Origin of the sequence: Extensimonas soli (assembly GCF_029211265.1) — a bacterium.
GTDB lineage: Bacteria > Pseudomonadota > Gammaproteobacteria > Burkholderiales > Burkholderiaceae_C > Extensimonas > Extensimonas soli.
Genome location: NZ_JARGEL010000026.1, coordinates 1 through 20,617, shown reverse-complemented (window position 1 = coordinate 20,617; position 20,617 = coordinate 1). Strand labels below are relative to the sequence as shown.

The window sequence follows — 20,617 nt, the reverse complement described above, 5'->3', positions numbered from 1 at the left end:
CGCTCAGTGCCAGACCTGCGGAGTCTGCATCAGGCCAGCTCCTCCTTGCGAATGCGCACGATGGGCGCGAGCACGGTGGGCAATTGCTGCATCTGCGCGAGCGCGGCGTCCATCAGGCCTTCGCGGGTTTCGTGGGTGAGGATGATGAGGTCGGTTTGCGGCACGGCGGGGCTTTGGGCGGAAGTCGGCTCCTGCCCGCCCACCTGGTCCGCCTCGCGCTGCAGCACGGCGTCTATGCTGATGCCGGCCTCGGCCAGCAGGCCCGTGACCTTGGCGAGCACACCCACCTGGTCGGCTACGCGCAGGCGCAGGTAGTAGGCCGTGACCACCTCGCGCATGGGCAGCACGGGCAGGCTGTCCATGGCGGCGTCCAGCGTGTGCGGCTGGAAGGCCAGATGCGGCACGCGGTGCTCGGGGTCGGCGGTGTGCAGGCGTGCAATATCGACCAGATCGGCGATCACGGCGCTGGCCGTGGGCTCGCTGCCCGCGCCCTTGCCGTAGTAGAGCGTGGTGCCCACGGCGTCGCCCTGCACCATGACGGCGTTCATCGCACCTTCGACGTTCGCGATCAGGCGCGCGGCGGGCACCAGGCTGGGGTGCACGCGCAGCTCTACGCCCTTGTCCGTGCGCTTGGTGATGCCCAGCAGCTTGATGCGGTAGCCGAGCTGCTCGGCGTACTGGATGTCGGTGGCAGCGAGCTGCGTGATGCCTTCGATGTAGGCCTTGTCGAACTGCACCGGGACGCCGAACGCGATCGCGCTCATCAAGGTGACCTTGTGCGCGGCGTCCACGCCCTCGATGTCGAAGGTCGGGTCGGCCTCGGCGTAGCCCAGGCGCTGCGCCTCTTTGAGCACCACGGCAAAGTCCAGTCCCTTGTCGCGCATTTCGCTGAGGATGAAGTTGGTGGTGCCGTTGATGATGCCGGCGATCCACTCGATGCGGTTGGCCGTGAGCCCTTCGCGCAGCGCCTTGATGATGGGAATGCCGCCCGCGACCGCGGCCTCGAAGGCCACCATCACGCCCTGGCGCTGCGCGGCCGCGAAAATCTCGCTGCCGTGCACGGCCAGCAGCGCCTTGTTGGCCGTGACCACGTGCTTGCCCGCGGCGATGGCTTCGAGCACCAGCGTCTTGGCGATGCCGTAGCCGCCGATGAGCTCGACCACGATGTCGATCGCGGGGTTCGCGATCACCTGACGCGCATCGCTGACCACGGCCACGCCCTCGCCCACGATCTCGGCGGCGCGTGCGACGTCGCGAACGGCCACCATGGTGATCTCTATGCCGCGCCCGGCGCGGCGGCGGATTTCTTCCTGGTTGCGGCGCAACACCTTGAACACGCCGCTGCCCACAGTGCCTATGCCCAGCAGACCTACTTGGATGGGTTTCATTGGTTTATCCCTAAAAAATGCCACCAGCGCTTGATGGACAAGCGCGAGCAGCTATCAAAACAAAAGCATCAGAGCATCTTGTCGGTACCGCAGCGCTTGCGGTACTGCGCCAGAAAGCGCGCCACGCGCCCTATGGCCTCGCGCAGGTCGTCCTCGTGCGGCAGGAACACGATGCGGAAGTGGTCGCTCGCGTGCCAGTTGAAGCCCGTGCCCTGTACCAGCATCACGCGCGTTTCCTGTAGCAGCTCGAGGAAGAACTGCTGGTCGTCCTCGATCGGATAGACCGCCGGATCGAGGCGCGGAAACATGTACAGCGCCGCCTGCGGCTTGACGCAGCTCACGCCGGGGATGGCGGTGATGAGCTCGTGGGCCAGATCGCGCTGCTTGCGCAGGCGCCCGCCTTCCTTGACCAGGTCGTTGATGCTCTGGTAGCCGCCCAGCGCCGTCTGGATCGCCCACTGCCCCGGCACGTTCGAACACAGGCGCATGTTCGAGAGCATGTTGAGCCCCTCGATGTAGTCGCGCGCGGGCTTTTTGTCGCCCGACACCACGAGCCAGCCCGCGCGGTAGCCGCACGAGCGGTAGGCTTTGGAGAGCGAATTGAAGGTCAGCGTGAGCACGTCCTGGCTCAGCGAGGCCAGCGGCGTGTGCTGCACGCCGTCGTAGAGCACCTTGTCATAGACCTCGTCGGCAAAAATCACGAGGCCGTGCTGGCGCGCCAGCGCCACGATGCCCTGCAGCAATTCGGGCGCATAGAGCGCGCCCGTGGGGTTGTTGGGGTTGATGACCACGATGCCGCGCGTGGCGGGCGTGATCTTGCGGCGGATGTCGTCGAGGTCGGGCATCCAGCCGTTGCCCTCGTCGCACAGGTAGTGCACGGGCGTGCCGCCCGAGAGGCTCACGGCCGCCGTCCACAGCGGGTAGTCGGGCGAGGGCACGAGCAGCTCGTCGCCGTTGTCGAGCAGCGCGTTGGTCGCCATCACGATGAGCTCGCTCGCGCCGTTGCCGAGGTAAATGTCGTCGAGCGTGACGCCCGCGATGCCAAGCTTTTGCGTCTCGTGCATCACGGCCTTGCGCGCCGCGAAAATGCCTTTGCTGTCCGAATAACCGGCCGAGTTCGGCAGGTTGCGGATCATGTCCTGCTGCACTTCCTCGGGCGCATCGAAGCCGAACACCGCCAGGTTGCCGATGTTGAGCTTGATGATCTTGTGCCCCTCTTCTTCCATCTGCCGCGCCGCGTCCATGATGGGCCCGCGGATGTCGTAGCACACATTGGCAAGCTTGGCGGATTTCTGGATGATTTTCATAAGCGGACGGCAATCCAGGGGCGGCAGCCCCAAAACGATGGCAAAAGCGCCGAAAACCTATAATTTGACCATAGATCGGCGGCCGGATCGGTCGATTTTGCCGCTACTGCACGATCGCTATCCGCCCCCGGCGCTTCACTGCAGCGCACGCCTTTGGCGCCGCCCCCTCGCGCACCCACGAACTGCCCATGAAATTCGCGCCCGAACGCTCCGAAGCACAGACCATCCGCGGCTACGGCCCCGGCTGGATCGCCGTCGAGAGCGAAAAAATCACCCACAGCGTCATCCTCGGCTCGGACGGTCTGCGCCTGGATTGGGACTGCGCGCGCTTTGAAGACCTCGGCCCGGCCCACTTTGCCACCCTTGCCGCGCACCTTGCCGCGCACCTTGCCGCGCACCTTGCGGCACCACCTGCGGCGCAGGCCGCCGGGCGCCCCGTCGAAGTGCTGCTGCTGGGCAGCGGCAACCGCCACCGCTTCGTCCCTGCAGCCTGGCTGCAGCCACTCGTGGCCCTGGGCCTGGCGCTGGAAACCATGAACACGGCCGCCGCGTGCCGCACCTACAACGTGCTCGCCCACGAAGGGCGCAAAGTGGTTGCGGCGCTGGTGCTCGAAGCGCCGGCGACATGACGAAAACCCGCTGGCGCCATGCACCATGCCGCGCGCGCCGACGGGCCTGCCATTCGGTGTAAAGCTTTGTTTGTAAAGCTTTCCGCGGTAAAATTGCGGATTGCGGCCGGGGGATGGTGCTTTGGGTTCCTGCCTCGAATTCCAGCCTTCTTATGTGCTCCCGGCTTTCCAACGACTACCTCCAGAGAGACTGAAAGCCATGGCGATCGTTGTCAACAAACTCCTGCCTGAATTCGAAGCCAACGCCACGGGCGGCATCCAGGTATCCAACACCTCGCACCTGGGCCAAATCCTGGTGCTTTATTTTTACCCCAAGGACAACACGCCGGGCTGCACCACCGAGGCCATGCAGTTCCGTGACAAATACAAAGACTTCGTCAAGGCCGGCGCGGCACTGTTCGGCGTGTCGCGCGACAACATGAAGTCGCACGAAGACTTCAAGGCCAAGCTCGAACTGCCGTTCGAACTCATCGCCGACACCGAAGAAAAAATGTGCCACATGTTCGGCGTGGTCAAGAACAAGATCATGTACGGCAAAAAGGTCAAAGGCATAGAGCGCAGCACCTTCCTCGTCGGCCCCGACGGCGTGCTGCTGCAAGAATGGCGCGGCATCAAGGTGCCCGGCCATGTCGATGAAGTGCTCAAGGCCGTCAAGGCCGTCAAGGCGCTCAACAAAAAAGCCGCCTGAGTCTTGCTGAGTCGTTTACGAGCCTGTTCACGAACCGTAGGCATAATGGTTCAATGCACTTGAGCACTGCTCTGCGTCCTCTCCTCCTTCCAGCCGCCGGGGTTTCCTGGCGGCTTTTTGTTTTTTGAGCCACTTTCCCCCTCCTCACCCCCATCCCACCATGCCCCTGCCCCCTGCCCCGCGCCGCCGCGCCGACCGTCTGACCGCTGAAACCCTGGCCGCCCCTGCCTCCGCGGCAGTGCGCCCCGCCGCACGTGCCGAGACAATCCCCGCCCTGCAGCTCGTGCCAAGCACCGCACCCGCGGAGCAACCCGCTGCGCCCGTCGCACCCACTTCATCCCGCGCGCCCGAAACGGCGCCAACGCCCGCCGCCCCGCGCGCGCGCGCTGCGCGCCCGGGCAGCCGCAAGGAACCGTCGGCGCATGGCCCCGCTGCCACCAGGGCGCCGGCCGCGGCCAGCGCACCCGCACCGAAAAAACGCCGCGCCTCAGGCCCGGCCAAGCTCTTCGTGCTCGATACCAACGTGCTGCTGCACGACCCGAGCAGCCTGTTCCGCTTCGAGGAACACGACATCTTCCTGCCCATGATCGTGCTCGAAGAGCTGGACGCGCACAAAAAGGGCACGACCGAGGTTGCGCGCAACGGCCGCCAGGCCAGCCGCACGCTGGACGCGCTGGCCGCCTTGCACGCGGGCGACATGGCGCTGGGCCTGCGCCTCGACGCCACGGGCCAGCGCACGGCCAAGGGGCATCTGTTCTTCCAGACCGCGCCGCTCGACTACCCGCTGCCCACCAGCCTGCCGCCGGGCAAGGCCGACAACCAGATCCTCGGCGTGGTCGAGGCGCTGCGCAAGCTGCACGCGCCGCGCGAGGTGGTGCTGGTTTCCAAAGACATCAACATGCGCGTCAAGGCACGTGCGCTGGGCCTGACCGCCGAGGACTACCAGAACGACAAGGTGCTCGAGGACGGGGACCTGCTCTACGCCGGCGTGCTCGCGCTGCCGCCCGACTTCTGGAGCCGCGCGGGCAAGCACATCGAGAGCTGGCAAAACGGCGCGCACACCTACTACCGCATCGGCGGGCCGCTGGTGGCGCAACTGCTGATCAACCAGTTCGTCCACTTCGAGGCCCCGGGTGAGCCCAGCCTGTTCGCGCGCGTGGTCGAAATCCGCGACAAAAGCGCCGTGCTGCAAACGCTCACCGACTACGGCTCGGCCAAAAACGCCGTCTGGGGCGTGACCACGCGCAACCGCGAGCAGAACTTCGCGATGAATCTGCTCATGGACCAGAGCATCGACTTCGTGACGCTCGCAGGCACGGCGGGCACGGGCAAGACGCTCATGGCGCTGGCTGCGGGCCTCACACAGGTGCTCGACGAGCGCCGCTATACCGAGATCATCATGACCCGCGCCACCGTGAGCGTGGGCGAGGACATCGGCTTTCTGCCCGGCACCGAAGAGGAAAAAATGGGGCCGTGGATGGGTGCGCTCGACGACAACCTCGAATTTCTCGCCAAGGGCGATGGCGGCAACGCCGGCGAATGGGGCCGCGCCGCAACCAACGAGCTGATCCGCAGCCGCATCAAGATCAAGAGCATGAACTTCATGCGCGGGCGCACCTTTTTGAACAAATACGTGATCATCGACGAAGCGCAGAACCTCACGCCCAAGCAGATGAAGACGCTGGTCACGCGCGCCGGCCCCGGCACCAAGATCATCTGCATGGGCAACCTCGCGCAGATTGACACGCCCTACCTCACCGAAGGCTCTTCGGGCCTGACTTACGCCGTGGATCGCTTCAAGGGCTGGCCGCACAGCGGCCACATCACGCTCGCGCGCGGCGAACGCTCGCGCCTGGCCGATTTCGCGAGCGAGGTGCTGTGATTTCTGCGCGGAGTATGCTCAGAGCCCCTCAGCGCAAAGAGGCAGGGTGCGCCGGCAGCTTGCACCATTCTTTTTTCGATAGCTGCTAGCGCCCGTAGATACTGCGTAAAACACCTTTTTTGCCTATATTTTCATCATTGAAGGAAGTGAACATGACCCGTGAAGTCGTCGTCGTCAGCGCCGTGCGCACCGCCATTGGCACCTTTGGCGGTAGCCTGAAGGACATCCCCACCGTCGATCTGGCCGCCACCGCGCTCAAGGAGGCGCTCGCGCGCGCCCAGGTCGAGGGCAAGGACGTGGGCCACGTGGTGTTCGGCCACGTGGTCAACACCGAGCCGCGCGACATGTACCTCTCGCGCGTGGCGGCGATCAACGGCGGCTGCCCCAAAGAAACACCCGCGATGAACGTCAACCGCCTGTGCGGCTCGGGCCTGCAGGCCATCGTGAGCGCGAGCCAGGGCATTTTGCTCGGCGAATACGACGTGGCCGTGGGCGGCGGTGCCGAGAACATGAGCCGCGCGCCCTACGTCTCGCTCGCCACGCGCTGGGGCGCGCGCATGGGCGACACCAAAATGGTGGACATGATGGTCGGCGCGCTGCACGACCCTTTCCACACCATCCACATGGGCGTGACGGCCGAAAACGTAGCCAAAGAGTTCGGCATCACGCGCGAAGACCAGGACGCGCTGGCGCTCGAGAGCCACCACCGCGCCGAGCGCGCCTGGGCCGAAAACCGCTTCGCGGGCCAGATCGTGCCCGTGATGATGAAGAGCAAAAAAGGCGAAGTCGCGTTTGAGAAAGACGAGCACTTCCGCCCCGGCGCCACGCTCGAGGACTTCCAGAAGATGAAGCCCGTGTTCGTGAAGGAAAACGGCACCGTCACCGCCGCCAATGCCAGCGGTATCAATGACGCCGCCTCCGCCGTAGTGCTGATGGAAGCCAGCGCCGCGAAGGCGCGCGGCGCCAAGCCGCTCGCGCGCCTCGTGGGCTACGCGCACGCCGGCGTGGAGCCCAAACTCATGGGCATAGGCCCGGTGCCCGCCACGCAGATGCTGCTGAAAAAGACCGGCATCAAGCTCGACCAGATCGACGTCATCGAAGCCAACGAGGCCTTTGCCGCGCAGGCCTGCGCCGTCACCAAGGGCCTGGGTGCCGACCCCGCCAAGGTCAACCCCAACGGCTCGGGCATTTCGCTGGGCCACCCGATTGGCGCAACGGGCGCCTTGATCACCGTGAAGGCGCTGTACGAGCTGCAGCGCATCCAGGGCCGCTACGCGCTCGTGACCATGTGCATCGGCGGCGGCCAGGGCATCGCGGCAATTTTTGAACGCATGTAACGCAGGCCATCGGCTGGCACACGCCACACCCCAAAGGGCGCCGGCAGGTAGCTGCCGGCGCCCTTTGGCTTTGCCGCGTCACCCCGAAACAGGTTTCAAATACAGCGCGCTCAGCGGCGGCAACAGCAGCGATAGCGATTGCGCATAGCCGTGCGCAGCCACGTCCTGGGTGTGCGCGCCACCGCCATTACCCATGCCACTGCCACCATACTCCGCTGCGTCGCTGTTGAGCAGCTCCTGCCAGTACCCGGCAGATGGCACGCCGACGCGGTAGTGCGCGCGCGGCACGGGCGTGAAATTGCACACGACCAGCACCAGGTCCTGTGCCTCGCGGCCGCGGCGCAGAAAGCTCAGCACCGAAGCCTCAGCGTCGTGAAAATCGACCCAGGCGAAGCCCTCGTGCACAAAGTCTTGCGCATGCAAGGCCGGCTGCGCGCGCTGGCAACGGTTCAGGTCGCTGACCCAGCGCTGCACACCCGCGTGCAGCGGGTATTGCAGCACATGCCACTCGAGGCTCTCCTCGTGCTGCCATTCGCGCCGCTGGCCGAATTCACCGCCCATGAACAGCAGCTTTTTGCCCGGGTGCGCCCACATGGCGCCATACAGCAGGCGCAGGTTCGCAAACTGCTGCCACTCGTCGCCGGGCATCTTGCCAATCAGCGCGCCCTTGCCATGCACCACTTCGTCGTGCGACAGCGGCAGGATGAAGTTCTCGCTGAAGGCATACCAGATGCTGAAAGAGATTTGCCCGTGGTGATGGCGCCTATAGAGCGGGTCACGCTGGAAATAGCGCAGCGTGTCGTGCATCCAGCCCATGTTCCACTTGAGGCCAAAGCCCAGCCCGCCTGCCGCCACGGGGCGCGACACCATGGGCCAGGCCGTCGATTCTTCAGCGTAGGTCTGGATGTCGGGGTGCTCGCGGTAGGCCGCCGTGTTGAGCTGGCGCAAAAAGTCTATGGCCTGCAGGTTTTCGCGCCCGCCGTAGTGGTTCGGAATCCATTCGCCTTCGGTACGGGCATAGTCGAGGTAGAGCATGGAAGCCACGGCATCGACGCGCAAGCCATCGACGTGGTAGTGCTCGAGCCAGAACAGCGCGCTCGACAGCAGGAACGCGCGCACCTCGTTGCGGCCGTAGTTGAAGATCGCGCTGCTCCATTCAGGGTGAAAACCCTGGCGCGGGTCGGCGTGCTCGAACAAATGCGTGCCGTCGAAATACGCCAGGCCGTGCGCATCGGTCGGGAAGTGCGAGGGCACCCAGTCAAGGATCACGCCTATGCCCGCCTGGTGCAGGTAATCGATCAGGTACATGAAGTCCTGTGGCGTGCCGTAGCGTGCCGTGGGCGCGAAGTAGCCCGTGGTCTGGTAGCCCCACGAACCATAAAACGGGTGCTCCATCACGGGCAGCAGTTCCACGTGCGTGAAGCCCAGCGCCTGCACGTGCTCGGCCAGCAGCGGCGCGATTTCGCGGTAGCTCAGAAAGCGCTGCCCCTCTTCGGGTACGCGCCGCCACGAGCCCAGGTGCACCTCATAGACGCTGATGGGCGCATCGAGCGCGTTCGTGCTGCGCCGGCGCGCCATCCAGTCCTGGTCGCCCCAGGCGTAGTCGAGCGGCCAGACGCGCGAGCCGGTGCGCGGCGCCAGCTCGGCATAGACGGCGAACGGATCGGCCTTGTCCACGGCGTAGCCGTGGTGGCGCGACTGGATGTGAAACTTATAGACATCACCCTGCTGCACGCCGGGGATGAAGCACTCCCAAATGCCCGAGTGATCGGCGCGCGGCGCACAGGGATGCGCATCCTTGGCCCAGCCGTTGAAGTCGCCGATCACACTCACACGCGCCGCATTGGGCGCCCACACGGCGAACTGCACTCCCGCCGCGCCATCCACCGTACAAAAATGCGCACCGAGCTTTTCATACAGGCGGCTGTGCGTACCTTCGCGAAACAGGTAAACGTCGTGCGCGGTCAGTAAGCTTGGCGCTTGCGCGGTTCCCGCTGGCACCATGGGCATCAATCGCGCACCACGAGCACAGAAATATGCACCAGGCTCAGAATGCGCTGCGTCACGCTGCCAAGCATGAGCTTTTCGAGGCCACGGCGGCCGTGCGAACCCATCACGATGAGGTCGGCACCGATATTTTTTACCGCTTCGACGATGGCATCGTGCACCACATGCCCTTCGGCGATGACACCTTCAGCCTGCACCCCCGCCTCGGACATGGCTTTTTTGGCCGCATCGATGGCAATGTTGGCTTCTGCCGTCGCGGCGGTCAGGTATTGCTCCTGGCCATACCCGAAGTCCGCCCCCACGCCCGTGAACGGATAAGGATCGATCACATAGAGCAAAGTGACCTTGCTGCCAAAAGTTTTGGCCAAGCCTGCGGCCTTGGACACCGCGAGCATGGAGGTTTTGGAGCCGTCTATGGGAACCAGAATGTGCTTGAACATGGTATTTCTCCGGGAAAGCGAGAAAGCAGCGTGAAGACGTGATCATGCCTCAATCTGACGCCATCCAAGCCCAGCAACCCGGCTGCGTTTCAGGCCCGACCCCGGCACCCCTGCGCCAAGCCATCAAAAAGCGTGTGCGTAGCGCAGCTCCAAAAAGGTCTCCCCAGGATTCGGCTTTTTGAATCCGGCATTCGAGACATGCTTGACATAAAGCCCAAGTTCCTGCTCGTGCTGATCACCGAAAACCCGACCGACACCCAGATGATCGCTGAAATTCCAGCGCGTGCCGAACCGCTTGTCGCCCACTTGGTAGGTCTTGTGCATGTAGGACGCGCCTATGCCGCCTTCGACGAACCAGGGCGACGATCCATCATTAAAATGATAGCGGAACATGGGCACCACGCCTATCTGTGCGTAGTATTTGCGCTGCCCTTCGCGCGCGTCGCCGTCCCAGCCTCCCAGGTAAAAATTCCAGGCCATGCCGATGCGGCCGCCCCAGAGCTTTTGCTGCATGGGCAGGCTCAGGCCCAGCACGGCCGTGCTGGCACTCCCATTGTTGTCCAGGCTGCCACCGGCTTCCACATAGATGGATCGGCGCGCCTCGAACTGCTGAGCCCAAGCGCTGACGCCTAGCGCTCCAAGAGCCACAGCCAAAGCCCCAATGCGCGGGAAGGCCCGAAAAGAACCCTTGCGCCAGAATCCCACAGCAGTAACAAACATTGGTTTTGTGCTCCACGTTATTTCTACAATTTTGGCACTTCCACGGCCTATTGCGCATGCTGCAGCACAATAGTTGAATGCGGCGCAGGCTCAAGACGCCCTGCACAGCGCCCAAAATGACACATACTGACTGCGCCCCATGCTACACATTTTTGCGATCTGCCTCGGCGCCTGCGCCGGTGCCCTGCTGCGTTGGCAGCTGGGCCTGTGGCTCAGCCCCGGCGGCTTGATCCCCTGGGGTACGCTCGCCGCAAACCTCGTCGGCGGCTACCTCGTCGGGCTGTGCGTGGGTGTGTTCCAGGCGCTGCCGCAGCTTGATCCGGTCTGGCGCCTGGCGCTGATCACGGGATTCCTGGGCGCGCTCACGACCTTCTCGAGCTTTTCCGCCGAAGTCGTGGCCCTGCTGCAGCAGCAGCGCTACGCCCTGGCACTGGGCACGACGACGCTGCATCTGGGCGGCTCGCTGCTCTTGACGGTGCTGGGCCTGCAAACGGCACGTTTTTGCTTGAACGGGTAACTTCGGCGAAGGGCCTTTGCTCTGCTCTTGCAAGCTGGGCTCGCCCGCTACAATGCCCCGGCCGACCAGGGAGCCGCCGTGCCCTCGGCTCCCTTGCGTATTTGTCTGAAAGCTACCTGCGATGCTGCGCCCTTCCTCGTCTCTCGTCTCCGTTCTGCTGGCCGCCGGCATTTTGGCAGCCTGCTCCAGCGCCCCTACCGACCCGACCGCGGGCTGGAGTCCGAATCGCCTCTATTCCGAGGCCAAGGACGAGATGAACGGCGGCGCGTTCGACAAGGCCATAGACCTTTATGAAAAACTCGAAGGCCGCGCCGCGGGCACCCCGCTGGCGCAGCAGGCCCAGCTCGAGAAAGCCTATGCCCAATACAAGAACGGCGAGAAAGCCCAGGCGATCGCAACTCTGGACCGCTTCATGAAGCTGCACCCGGCGAGCCCTGCGTTCGACTATGCGCTCTACCTCAAAGGCATCATCAACTTCAATGACGACCTGGGACTGTTCTCCTGGATTTCGCGCCAGGACCTGTCCGAGCGCGATCAGAAGGCGGCAAAAGACTCCTTCGAGGCTTATCGTGAATTGGTAACCCGATTTCCGGACTCCAAATACGCCCCCGATGCGCGCCAGCGCATGATTTACATCGTCAATGCGCTGGCCCGTTACGAGGTGCACGTTGCGCGCTACTACTACCAACGCGGCGCCTACGTCGCAGCCATCAACCGGGCGCAAGCCGCATTGGCCGAATACAAGGACGTGCCTGCGCTCGAAGAGGCGCTCTACATTCTGATGCAGTCCTACGACGCACTGGGTATGACCCAGTTGCGCGACGACACGCGCCGCGTGCTCGAGGCCTCTTACCCGCAAAGCACCTACCTGACCCAGGGCTTCAAGCCCAGGTCGAACCCGTGGTGGAAGTTGTGGTGAGGACACGCGGCGCCGCGCCGCCGCGCCCTGCACCCAAAGCTGACGCCTACCGCCTGCTTGCCGCAACCGGCATCCACAAGGGCGACCGCGAATACCAGCAGGATCAGGTGGCGCTGCTGGTGCACCCGCGGCACAAGGGTTGCGTCCTCGCCGTGGTGGCAGATGGCATGGGCGGGCGCAGCGGCGGGCGCAAGGCCTCGGACCAGGTCATGCTCACGGCGCGCCAGCTGTTCGAGCGCTACTCACCGATCACCGACGACGCGGAGATCCTGCTCAAGAATCTGGTGGCGGAATCACACCTGGTGATCCGTCTCACGGCCATTTCGTCCGAGCAGGAGCCGCACAGCACGCTCGCGGCCTTCGTCATCAACCCCGGTGGTGATTGCCACTGGGTGCACTCGGGGGATTCGCGCATCTACCACTTCCGCGCTGGGCAACTGGCATTTCGCACCAAGGACCATTCCTACGTGCAGGCATTGGTGGACCGTGGCGAGCTGACCGAAGCCGAAGCGCAAAACCATCCGCGCTCCAACATTCTCGTGGGCTGTCTGGGCACGGAAAGCGAACCTCCGGCCGCCTTGCACACCATCCAGCGTCTGCAGCCGGGCGACGTACTCCTCGCCTGCAGCGACGGGGTCTGGCACTACTTCACCCCTACAGAGCTCGCCTCGGTGCTCGAGGCGTTGACGCCGCGCGAAGCCAGTGAATTCCTGATCGACAAAGCCCGCAGCCGCGCCGGGGGCGCCGGCGACAACCTGTCGCTGGCAGTGGTCAAGGTGGACGGCGTGCCCGCACCCTGAACGCCGGCACAGCTCATGGGTGCGGTGGCAGCGGTGCGGCGGGTTTGCGCCCCGCGGCCGCATCCTCGGCGCGCTTTTTTTCCAGACGCGCGCGGTGCTCCTGCGCCTGGCGTTGTTTTTCTTCGTAGCGGGCGCGCTCGCGCGGGACTTGTTCGGCGCTGTCGCGCATGCGCCGCTGCTGCTGTGCCGCCTGACTTTGCTGGTGCGCGCGCGACTCCTGGGCGCGGTGCTGGGCGTCGCGTTCACGCTGTTGCTGCTGCGCGGCCGTGTCGGGCTTGGGGCGCAGCGTGCTGCGGCCCGCGGGCGGCGGCTTGGCCGCCTCGCTCTGTTTTTTGTCGATCTCGCGCAGCCGCTCGGCCGCCTTGCGTTTGCGCTCCTGGTCGTTGAGTTCGAGTTCACGCTGGCGCAAAGGCGCTTCGGCCTGGCGCGCGCGCTGGCGCGCGTCACGCAGACAGTTTTCGACAGCGAACTGCTGGTAGCACGCCTTTTCTTCGCGCGCGCGCTGCTGCGCAATGGCGGCGCGCTGCTGCTGAAGGTGCGCACGCTCGGCCTGCACGCCCGCGTCCTCAGGCCGCGCAACGGCTGCCGGCGGCTGGGCCTGCGCCGCGCTCCAGGCGGTAAACACCGCAAGCCCCGCCAAACCAATGCCACGTGCAAATCTCATGTCAACCCCGTATCGACGCTGCGGCGCTCGAGCGCCAGGTATTCCTTGGACTGCATCTCGTGCAACCGCGACACCGTGCGCGGAAACTCGTGCGCGAGCGGCCCCTCGGTGTAAAGCTGCTCGGGCGGCACCGCGGCCGAAAGAACCAGCTTGACGCGCCGGTCGTACAACACGTCCACGAGCAAAGTGAAACGCCGCGCCGCCGAGGCCATGCTCGCAGTCATCGCCGGAACGTCGGACAGCAGCACGGTGTGAAAGCGCGTGGCGATTTCGAGGTAGTCGTTTTGCGAGCGCGGCCCGTCGCACAGGGTGCGAAAGTCGAACCACACCACCTCGCCCGAACAACGCCGCGCGCGCAGTTCACGCCCCTCGATGTGCAGCAGCGGGTCATCGTCGTCCGAGCCTTCGGCAAGCTGCGCAAAGGCATGTGCCATGGCCGCGTCGGTCGCAGGACCGAGCGGCATGTGGTACAGCTGCACCTGCTCGAGCGTGCGCCGCCGGTAGTCGGTGCCGTTGTCCACGTTCACGACTTCGAGCTTTTGCTTGAGCAGCGCGATCGCGGGCAGGATGCGGTCGCGGTGCAGACCGTTCGGGTACAGATCGTCGGGCGCGAAGTTGGACGTGGTGACGAAGCCCACGCCGTTGTCGAACAAGGCCACGAGCAGGCGGTGCAGGATCATCGCGTCGGTGATGTCGGCCACATGGAACTCGTCGAAGCAGATGAGCTTGTAGCGCTTGGCAATGCGCGCCCCGAGCGCGTCGAGCGGATCGACCGTGCCCTGCAGCGCAGCGAGCTCGCGGTGCACCTCGCGCATGAATTCGTGGAAGTGCAGGCGCACCTTGCGCTTGATCGGCACGGCCTGGAAAAAGCAGTCCATGAGAAAGCTCTTGCCGCGCCCCACGCCGCCATACATATACACCCCGCGCGGCACCTCGGGGCGGTTGATGAGCTTTTTGAGCGCATTCGAGCGCCGCACCTTGTAGGCAGCCCATTCGTCGGCGCAGCGCTGCAATGCCTGCACGGCACGCAGCTGCGCCGGATCGCTCTGAAAGCCCTTGGCGGCGAGTGCGGCCTGGTAGGCCTCTTTGACGTTCACGTTGGAGTTTCTATGAAAAGAATAGCTGCCAGTGCTTGATACACAAGCACTAGTGTAGTGTTCGACGCTATCTGCGACATAAAACCGCGTCTTTTCGGCCCGGGCCGCGTTGCAAATCCTCGCGATACCACCCGGTATCGCTGCGGTTTGCGCCTTGCCCAGACCAAAAATCCATCGGTTTTATTTGTCGCATCAAGTATCAAACACTACACTAGCAGCCAATTTCTCTATAAGTTTCAGAAGTTCAGCGTGCGCTTGTCCACCGCGAGCGCGGCTTCCTTGGTGGCCTCGCTCAGGCTCGGGTGCGCGTGGCAGATGCGCGCGATGTCTTCGCTGCTGGCCTTGAACTCCATCGCCACCACAGCCTCGGCGATGAGCTCGCTCGCCATGGGGCCGATGATGTGCACGCCCAGGATTTCGTCGGTGTCGGCGTCGGCCAGCATCTTCACCATACCCGTGGTGTCGCCGAGCGCGCGCGCGCGGCCATTCGCGAGGAACGGGAAGGTGCCCGCCTTGTAGCGCACGCCGTCCGCCTTGAGCTGCTGCTCGGTGCGCCCCACCCAGGCGATTTCGGGGCTGGTGTAGATCACCCACGGAATGGTGCCAAAGTTGACATGCCCATGCTGGCCCGCGATGCGCTCAGCCACGGCCACGCCCTCTTCCTCGGCCTTGTGCGCGAGCATGGGGCCGCGCACCACGTCGCCCACGGCCCACACGCCGGGCAGGTTGGTTTTGCAATCGGCATCGACGACGATGGCGCCGCGCTCGTCGAGCTGCAGGCCCACGGCCTCGGGGTTGAGCCCCGCGGTATGTGGCACTCGCCCGATCGAGACGATGAGCTTGTCCACCTCCAGCGACTGCGCCGCGCCCTGGGCGTCGGTGTAGGCGATGGAAAGGGCGGCTTTTGCACCCTTGCCGGTCTTCTTCACCTCATCGACCTTGACGCCCAGCGCGATTTTCAGGCCCTGCTTGTCGAAGGCTTTTTTTGCCTCCTTGGCGATCTGCTCGTCGGCCGCACCCAGAAAGGTCGGCAGCGCTTCGAGGATCGTGACCTCGGCGCCGAGCCGGCGCCACACCGAGCCCATCTCGAGGCCGATCACGCCCGAGCCGATCAGCCCAAGCCGCTTGGGCACCGCCCCCATGCGCAGCGCGCCGTCGTTGGACAGCACCAGCTCCTCGTCGAAAGGCAGGCCGGGCAGCGCGCGCGGGCTGGACCCCGTGGCAACGATGACCTGCTTGCCGAGCAGGGTTTCTTCGCTGCCGCCCGACACCTTGATTTCGTAGCCGGCTTCGGTGGCCTGGACGAACGAACCCTGGCCGTGGAAGAAGCTGACCTTGTTCTTCTTGAACAGGTAGAGGATGCCGTCGTTGTTCTGTTTCACGACTGCATCCTTGCGCGCGATCATCTGTGCGGCGTCGATCTTCACGCCACTGGCGGTGATTCCGTGCTCTGAAAAATGGAGCTTGGCGTGCTCGAAATATTCCGAGGACTGCAGCAGTGCCTTCGAGGGGATGCAGCCAATGTTGGTGCAGGTGCCGCCCGGCGCCGGCCCGCCGCTGGCGTTCTTCCAGGCGTCTATGCAGGCCACGTTGAAGCCCAGTTGCGCGGCACGGATGGCTGCAATGTAGCCGCCGGGGCCGGCGCCGATCACGACGACGTCGAATGGTTTGGACATGGGGATTTCTCAGGTTCGGTGAACGAAAAACCCACGTGCCGCAGCGCCGTCAAAGGCTCCGCACCACGGTGGGCAGATACAGACGGATACGCAGCTCAGATGTCGAACAGCAGGCGCGCCGGGTCTTCGAGCGCCTCTTTCATCGCGACCAGGCCCAGCACGGCCTCACGGCCGTCGATGATGCGGTGGTCGTAGGACATGGCCAGGAAGTTGATCGGGCGGATCACGATCTGGCCGTTTTCGACCACGGCGCGTTCCTTGGTCGCGTGCACGCCCAGGATGGCCGATTGCGGCGGGTTGATGATGGGCGTGGAGAGCATGGAGCCGAACACGCCGCCGTTGGAGATCGAGAAGGTGCCGCCCGTCATGTCCTCGATGCCCAGCTTGCCGTCCTTGGCCTTCTGGCCGAATTCGGCGATTTTCTTTTCGATCTCGGCAAAGCTCAGCTGGTCGGCGTTGCGCACGATGGGCACCACCAGGCCGCGCGGGCTGCCCACGGCGATGCCGATGTCGAAGTAGCCGTGGTAGATGATGTCGTTGCCATCGACCGAGGCGTTCAGGACCGGGTATTTCTTGAGCGCGTGCACGGCCGCCTTGACGAAAAAGCTCATGAAGCCGAGCTTGACGCCATGCTCTTTCTCGAACTTTTCCTGGAACTTCTTGCGCATCTCCATCACCGGCGCCATGTTGACCTCGTTGAAGGTGGTGAGGATGGCGTTGGTCGCTTGCGATTGCAGCAGGCGCTCGGCGATGCGCGCGCGCAGCCGACTCATGGGTACGCGCTGCTCGGGGCGGTCGCCCAGGTTCGGCGCCGGCACAGGCGCGGCCACGGCGGGCAGCGTGGGCGGGGTGACGCCCGTCGGTATGCTCGCAGCTGCGGGCTTGGCAGCGCCCGCAGAGAGGGCGCCGAGCACGTCGCCCTTGGTGATGCGCCCGTCTTTGCCGGTTCCGGCGACGGCTGCGGCGGACAGCTGCTTGTCTGCCATCAGCTTGGCCGCAGCGGGCATGGCCACGCCCGCCTTGGCGCCGGCGGCGGACGCTGCCGTAGCGGCGGCAGGCGCAGCGGGTGCAGCAGCAGCACTGGCCGCGGGCGCAGGAGCAGCGGCCTGGGTACCGGCGACGGCTTCGGTGTCGATCTTCGCGATCAGCTGCTCCGACACCACGGTGCCACCGTCTTCGACGACGATTTCCGCAAGCACGCCCGAGGCCGGGGCCGGCACTTCGAGCACCACCTTGTCAGTTTCGATCTCGATGAGGATTTCGTCCTCGGCCACGGCCTCGCCGGCCTTTTTCTTCCAGTTCAGCAGCGTGGCCTCGGCCACGGATTCGGACAGTTGCGGGACTTTGACTTCTACGATAGCCATGAGAATTCTTTCGAAAAGGGTTTTGTTCTGAGGGGGTTTATGGCCTTGTCATTTGGTCAGGACAAAACCCTTGAGCTTGGCGAAGGCGGCTTCGACCAGGGCTTTTTGCTGCTCCTGGTGCAGGTGCGCGTAGCCCACGGCCGGCGATGCCGAAGCCGCGCGGCCCGCGTAGCCAAGCCGCTGGCCGTCGAGCATGTTTTCGTGGATGTAGTGCTGCACGAAGAACCAGGCACCCTGGTTCTGCGGCTCGTCCTGGCACCAGACGAGGTCCGTGGCCGCAGGGTACTTCTTGAGTTCGGCGGCAAAGGCGCGGTGCGGGAACGGGTAGAGCTGTTCGAGGCGCACGATTGCCACATCGTCCGCGCCTTTTTCGGCGCGCTTTTTCGCGAGGTCGTAATAGACCTTGCCTGAGCAGACGATCACCCGCTTGACCTTGGCGGCCTTGGCGAGCACCTCTTCATTGTGCTCGCCAATCACCGGCTGGAAACTGCCTTTGGTGAACTCGGACAAAGACGAGGTCGCCTCCTTGTTGCGCAGCAGCGACTTGGGCGTGAAGATCACGAGCGGCTTGCGCAGGTCGCGCAGCATCTGGCGGCGCAGCACGTGGAAAATCTGGCTCGCCGTGGTCGGCTGCACGAGCTGCATGTTGGTGTCGGCCGCGAGCTGCATGAAGCGTTCGACGCGCGCCGAGCTGTGCTCGGGCCCCTGCCCTTCGTAGCCGTGCGGCAGCATCAGCGTCAGGCCATTGATGCGCCCCCACTTGACCTCGCCCGAGGCGATGAACTGGTCGATGACTACCTGGGCGCCGTTGGCGAAGTCGCCGAACTGGGCTTCCCAGATCACGAGCGAAGTCGGGTCGTTCGACGCATAGCCGTATTCGAAAGCCAGCACAGCTTCTTCAGACAGGATGGAGTCGATCACGACGAAGGGCGCCTGGTTGTCGGCCACATGGTTCAGGGGCACGTAGTTGCCAGCGTCCCAGCGTTCGCGGTTCTGGTCGTGGATCACGGCATGGCGGTGCGTGAACGTGCCGCGGCCGCTGTCTTCCCCCGAAAGGCGCACGGGGTAGCCGCTCGCCATCAGGGACGCAAGCGCCATGTGCTCGCCCATGCCCCAATCGACGGGAATTTCGCCGCGGCCCATCGCAGCGCGATCGTCATAGACCTTCTTGACCAAGGGGTGCGGCGTGATGCTGTCGGGCAAAGTCGTCAGGCGCTCGGCCAGACGCTTCCACTCGGACACGGGAATGGCCGTGTCGCAGGCATCGGTCCATTTCTGGCCGAGGTAGCGCGACCAATCGACCTCGAATTTGCGCTGCACATTGGTGAGCACGGGCGCCACCGGGCGCTTGCCCTCTTCGAGCGCAGTGCGGTAGCTACGGGCGAGCTCGTCGCCCAGCGATTCGCCAAGCCCCTGCGCCGCCAGCCTGTCGGCGTACAGCTTGCGCGTCCCCGGGTGGGCGGCGATTTTTTTGTACATCAGGGGCTGCGTCAGGCTGGGCGTGTCCTGCTCGTTGTGGCCCAGCTTGCGAAAGCAGGTGATGTCCATCACCACGTCCTGGCGGAATTCCATGCGGAACTCGAGCGCGAGCTGGGTGGCCAGCACCACGGCCTCGGGGTCGTCGCCATTGACGTGCAGCACCGGCGCCTCGACCATTTTCACGATGTCCGTGCAGTACACGGTCGAGCGCATGTCGCGCGGGTCGGACGTCGTAAAGCCGATCTGGTTGTTGATGATGATGTGCACCGTGCCGCCCGTGGTGTAGCCGCGGGTCTGCGCGAGCGCCAGGGTTTCCTGGTTCACGCCCTGCCCGCCGAAGGCCGCGTCGCCATGCACGAGCACGGGCAGCACCTGGCTGCCCTTGGGGTCGCTGCGGCGGTCCATGCGCGCGCGCGACGAACCCTCGACCACGGGATTGACGATTTCCAGGTGGGACGGATTGAAGGCCAGCGACAGGTGCACGGGGCCGCCCGGCGTCGTCACGTCGGAACTGAAGCCCTGGTGGTATTTCACGTCGCCTGCGGGCAAATCTTCCGGCGCGGTGTGTTCGAACTCGGCGAACAGGTCAGCAGGCATCTTGCCCAGCACGTTGACGAGCACGTTCAAACGGCCGCGGTGCGCCATGCCGATCACGATTTCCTGCACGCCCTTGGTGCCGGCCTGCTGGATCAGTTCGTCCATCGCCGGAATGAAGCTCTCGCCCCCTTCGAGCGAAAAGCGCTTCTGCCCCACGTATTTGGTGTGCAGGTAGCGCTCCAGACCTTCGGCGGCCGTCAGGCGATCGAGGATGTGCTTTTTCTTTTGCGCATCGAACTGCGGCTTGCTGCGGATGCTCTCGAGCTTTTGCTGCCACCAGCGCTTTTGCGCCTGGTTGGTGGTGTGCATGAACTCCGCCCCCAACGTGCCGCAATAGGTTTCGTGCAACGCGTTGAGCAAGTCGCGCAGCGGCATTTTGTCTTTGCCGAAGAAGGTGTTGCTGGTGTCGAACACCGTTTCGAGGTCGGCATCGGCAAAGCCGTAAAACGACGGCTCGAGCTCAGGAATGTGCGGGCGCTCGGCGCGCTTGAGCGGGTCCAGATCGGCCCAGCGCTGGCCCACGTTGCGGTACGCGGCGATGAGTTGCTGCACCGCCGTGCGCTTGCGCCCCATTTCGGCGTCGGCGCTGGCCACCACGACCCGGGTGCCGCCCTGCTTGGCGCGCTCGGCAAACGCATTGATGACCGGCAGGTGCGGAATATCGCGGGCGTTCGTGCCATCTACGGCGGGCACGTGCTGCAGCGCGTCGAAGTAATCGCGCCAGTTTTCCGGCACGCTGGCCGGGTTGGTGAGGTAATTCTCGTAGAGCTCTTCGACGTAGGGCGCGTTGCCGCCGAAAAGATAGGTATTGCCCAAAAAGGCTTGATAGACAGTTGGCGTGTCGCTCATATTGCGCTGACCTCCGCCTCCCTGCAGGAGGCATGAGCTGGTTGAAAAACCTTCCGCGGCACGGCTGAACCGGTTGGCGGATGCGACTGGGCTGGGGAAGGACCGGAAGCAAGGCAGCATTCTGCCACTGAAACATACAGAATGCGTGCGCAGGGTGCGATTCAAACTGATGTGTCCCAATAGAGGGTAAGCCAGCAACGCCAGGAGGGCAACGTGATGAAACCAGACGAGATCAGCGACGAAGAGATAGTGCGAGG

General features: G+C 64.5%; 17 protein-coding genes. 7 read left to right on the top strand and 10 right to left on the bottom strand.

Translation table 11 applies throughout. From position 1 onward, the window contains the following. Positions 1-29 precede the first annotated feature (29 nt). Together PYV55_RS12435 and PYV55_RS12430 are read right to left on the bottom strand one after the other, a co-directional pair. Entirely contained in the window at positions 30-1,388 is a 1,359-nt protein-coding gene (locus tag PYV55_RS12435; protein WP_275851687.1) for a homoserine dehydrogenase, read from the bottom strand. 68 nt (positions 1,389-1,456) lie between these two features. Continuing rightward, a complete protein-coding gene (locus PYV55_RS12430) occupies positions 1,457-2,695 on the bottom strand; it encodes a pyridoxal phosphate-dependent aminotransferase (RefSeq protein WP_275851684.1) in 1,239 nt (412 codons plus the stop codon). A gap of 188 nt (positions 2,696-2,883) precedes the next feature. Between PYV55_RS12430 and PYV55_RS12425 the strand changes: the two genes are divergently transcribed. The 4 genes from PYV55_RS12425 (at position 2,884) to bktB (ending at position 7,231) form a co-directional block, all read left to right on the top strand. Then, positions 2,884-3,324, top strand: coding sequence for an Mth938-like domain-containing protein (locus PYV55_RS12425; protein ID WP_275851683.1), 441 nt, complete (start codon positions 2,884-2,886; stop codon positions 3,322-3,324). A gap of 199 nt (positions 3,325-3,523) precedes the next feature. Continuing rightward, positions 3,524-4,012, top strand: a complete 489-nt coding sequence (locus PYV55_RS12420) for a peroxiredoxin (protein ID WP_275851681.1) — start codon at positions 3,524-3,526, stop codon at positions 4,010-4,012. A 160-nt stretch (positions 4,013-4,172) separates the two neighbouring features. Then, the gene (locus PYV55_RS12415) at positions 4,173-5,894 is read left to right on the top strand and encodes a PhoH family protein (protein WP_275851679.1); all 1,722 of its coding nucleotides are present in this window, start codon (positions 4,173-4,175) and stop codon (positions 5,892-5,894) included. Between the two features lie 152 nt (positions 5,895-6,046). Beyond that, a complete protein-coding gene (gene bktB / locus PYV55_RS12410; protein WP_275851676.1) occupies positions 6,047-7,231 on the top strand; it encodes a beta-ketothiolase BktB in 1,185 nt (394 codons plus the stop codon). A gap of 78 nt (positions 7,232-7,309) precedes the next feature. On the opposite strand, the gene glgB is transcribed toward bktB, so the two are convergent. The 3 genes from glgB to PYV55_RS12395 form a co-directional block, all read right to left on the bottom strand. Continuing rightward, the gene (gene glgB / locus PYV55_RS12405; RefSeq protein ID WP_407066800.1) at positions 7,310-9,241 is read right to left on the bottom strand and encodes a 1,4-alpha-glucan branching protein GlgB; all 1,932 of its coding nucleotides are present in this window, start codon (positions 9,239-9,241) and stop codon (positions 7,310-7,312) included. Then, a complete protein-coding gene (locus PYV55_RS12400) occupies positions 9,241-9,678 on the bottom strand; it encodes a universal stress protein (RefSeq protein ID WP_275851670.1) in 438 nt (145 codons plus the stop codon). The genes glgB and PYV55_RS12400 overlap by 1 nt, the downstream gene beginning before the upstream one ends. A gap of 123 nt (positions 9,679-9,801) precedes the next feature. After that, entirely contained in the window at positions 9,802-10,383 is a 582-nt protein-coding gene (locus PYV55_RS12395) for an acyloxyacyl hydrolase (RefSeq protein ID WP_275851669.1), read from the bottom strand. Between the two features lie 154 nt (positions 10,384-10,537). On the opposite strand from PYV55_RS12395, the gene crcB reads away from it, so the two are divergent. From crcB to PYV55_RS12380, 3 genes are all read left to right on the top strand, one after another. Next, positions 10,538-10,915 carry a fluoride efflux transporter CrcB gene (gene crcB, locus PYV55_RS12390; protein WP_275851666.1) on the top strand — a complete coding sequence of 126 codons (378 nt, stop codon included), beginning with the start codon at positions 10,538-10,540 and terminating at the stop codon, positions 10,913-10,915. Positions 10,916-11,036: 121 nt separating this feature from the next. Next, positions 11,037-11,834 carry an outer membrane protein assembly factor BamD gene (locus PYV55_RS12385; RefSeq protein ID WP_275851664.1) on the top strand — a complete coding sequence of 266 codons (798 nt, stop codon included), beginning with the start codon at positions 11,037-11,039 and terminating at the stop codon, positions 11,832-11,834. Further along, positions 11,831-12,634, top strand: a complete 804-nt coding sequence (locus tag PYV55_RS12380) for a PP2C family protein-serine/threonine phosphatase (protein ID WP_275851662.1) — start codon at positions 11,831-11,833, stop codon at positions 12,632-12,634. The genes PYV55_RS12385 and PYV55_RS12380 overlap by 4 nt, the downstream gene beginning before the upstream one ends. 13 nt (positions 12,635-12,647) lie before the next feature. Here the strand turns inward: PYV55_RS12380 and PYV55_RS12375 are convergent, their stop codons facing one another. The 5 genes from PYV55_RS12375 to PYV55_RS12355 all read right to left on the bottom strand — a co-directional run bounded on the left by PYV55_RS12375 (position 12,648) and on the right by PYV55_RS12355 (position 20,360). Further along, entirely contained in the window at positions 12,648-13,298 is a 651-nt protein-coding gene (locus PYV55_RS12375) for a hypothetical protein (RefSeq protein ID WP_275851660.1), read from the bottom strand. Further along, complete coding sequence (zapE, locus tag PYV55_RS12370; protein WP_275851658.1) at positions 13,295-14,395, bottom strand: cell division protein ZapE; 1,101 nt, start codon at positions 14,393-14,395, stop codon at positions 13,295-13,297. The genes PYV55_RS12375 and zapE overlap by 4 nt, the downstream gene beginning before the upstream one ends. Before the next feature lie 236 nt (positions 14,396-14,631). Then, complete coding sequence (lpdA, locus tag PYV55_RS12365) at positions 14,632-16,071, bottom strand: dihydrolipoyl dehydrogenase (protein ID WP_275851656.1); 1,440 nt, start codon at positions 16,069-16,071, stop codon at positions 14,632-14,634. 95 nt (positions 16,072-16,166) lie between these two features. Continuing rightward, the gene (odhB, locus tag PYV55_RS12360) at positions 16,167-17,435 is read right to left on the bottom strand and encodes a 2-oxoglutarate dehydrogenase complex dihydrolipoyllysine-residue succinyltransferase (RefSeq protein ID WP_275851653.1); all 1,269 of its coding nucleotides are present in this window, start codon (positions 17,433-17,435) and stop codon (positions 16,167-16,169) included. A 48-nt stretch (positions 17,436-17,483) separates the two neighbouring features. Continuing rightward, on the bottom strand, positions 17,484-20,360 hold the full coding sequence (locus PYV55_RS12355) for a 2-oxoglutarate dehydrogenase E1 component (protein ID WP_275851650.1): 2,877 nt from the start codon (positions 20,358-20,360) through the stop codon (positions 17,484-17,486). Between the last annotated feature and the right edge of the window lie 257 nt (positions 20,361-20,617).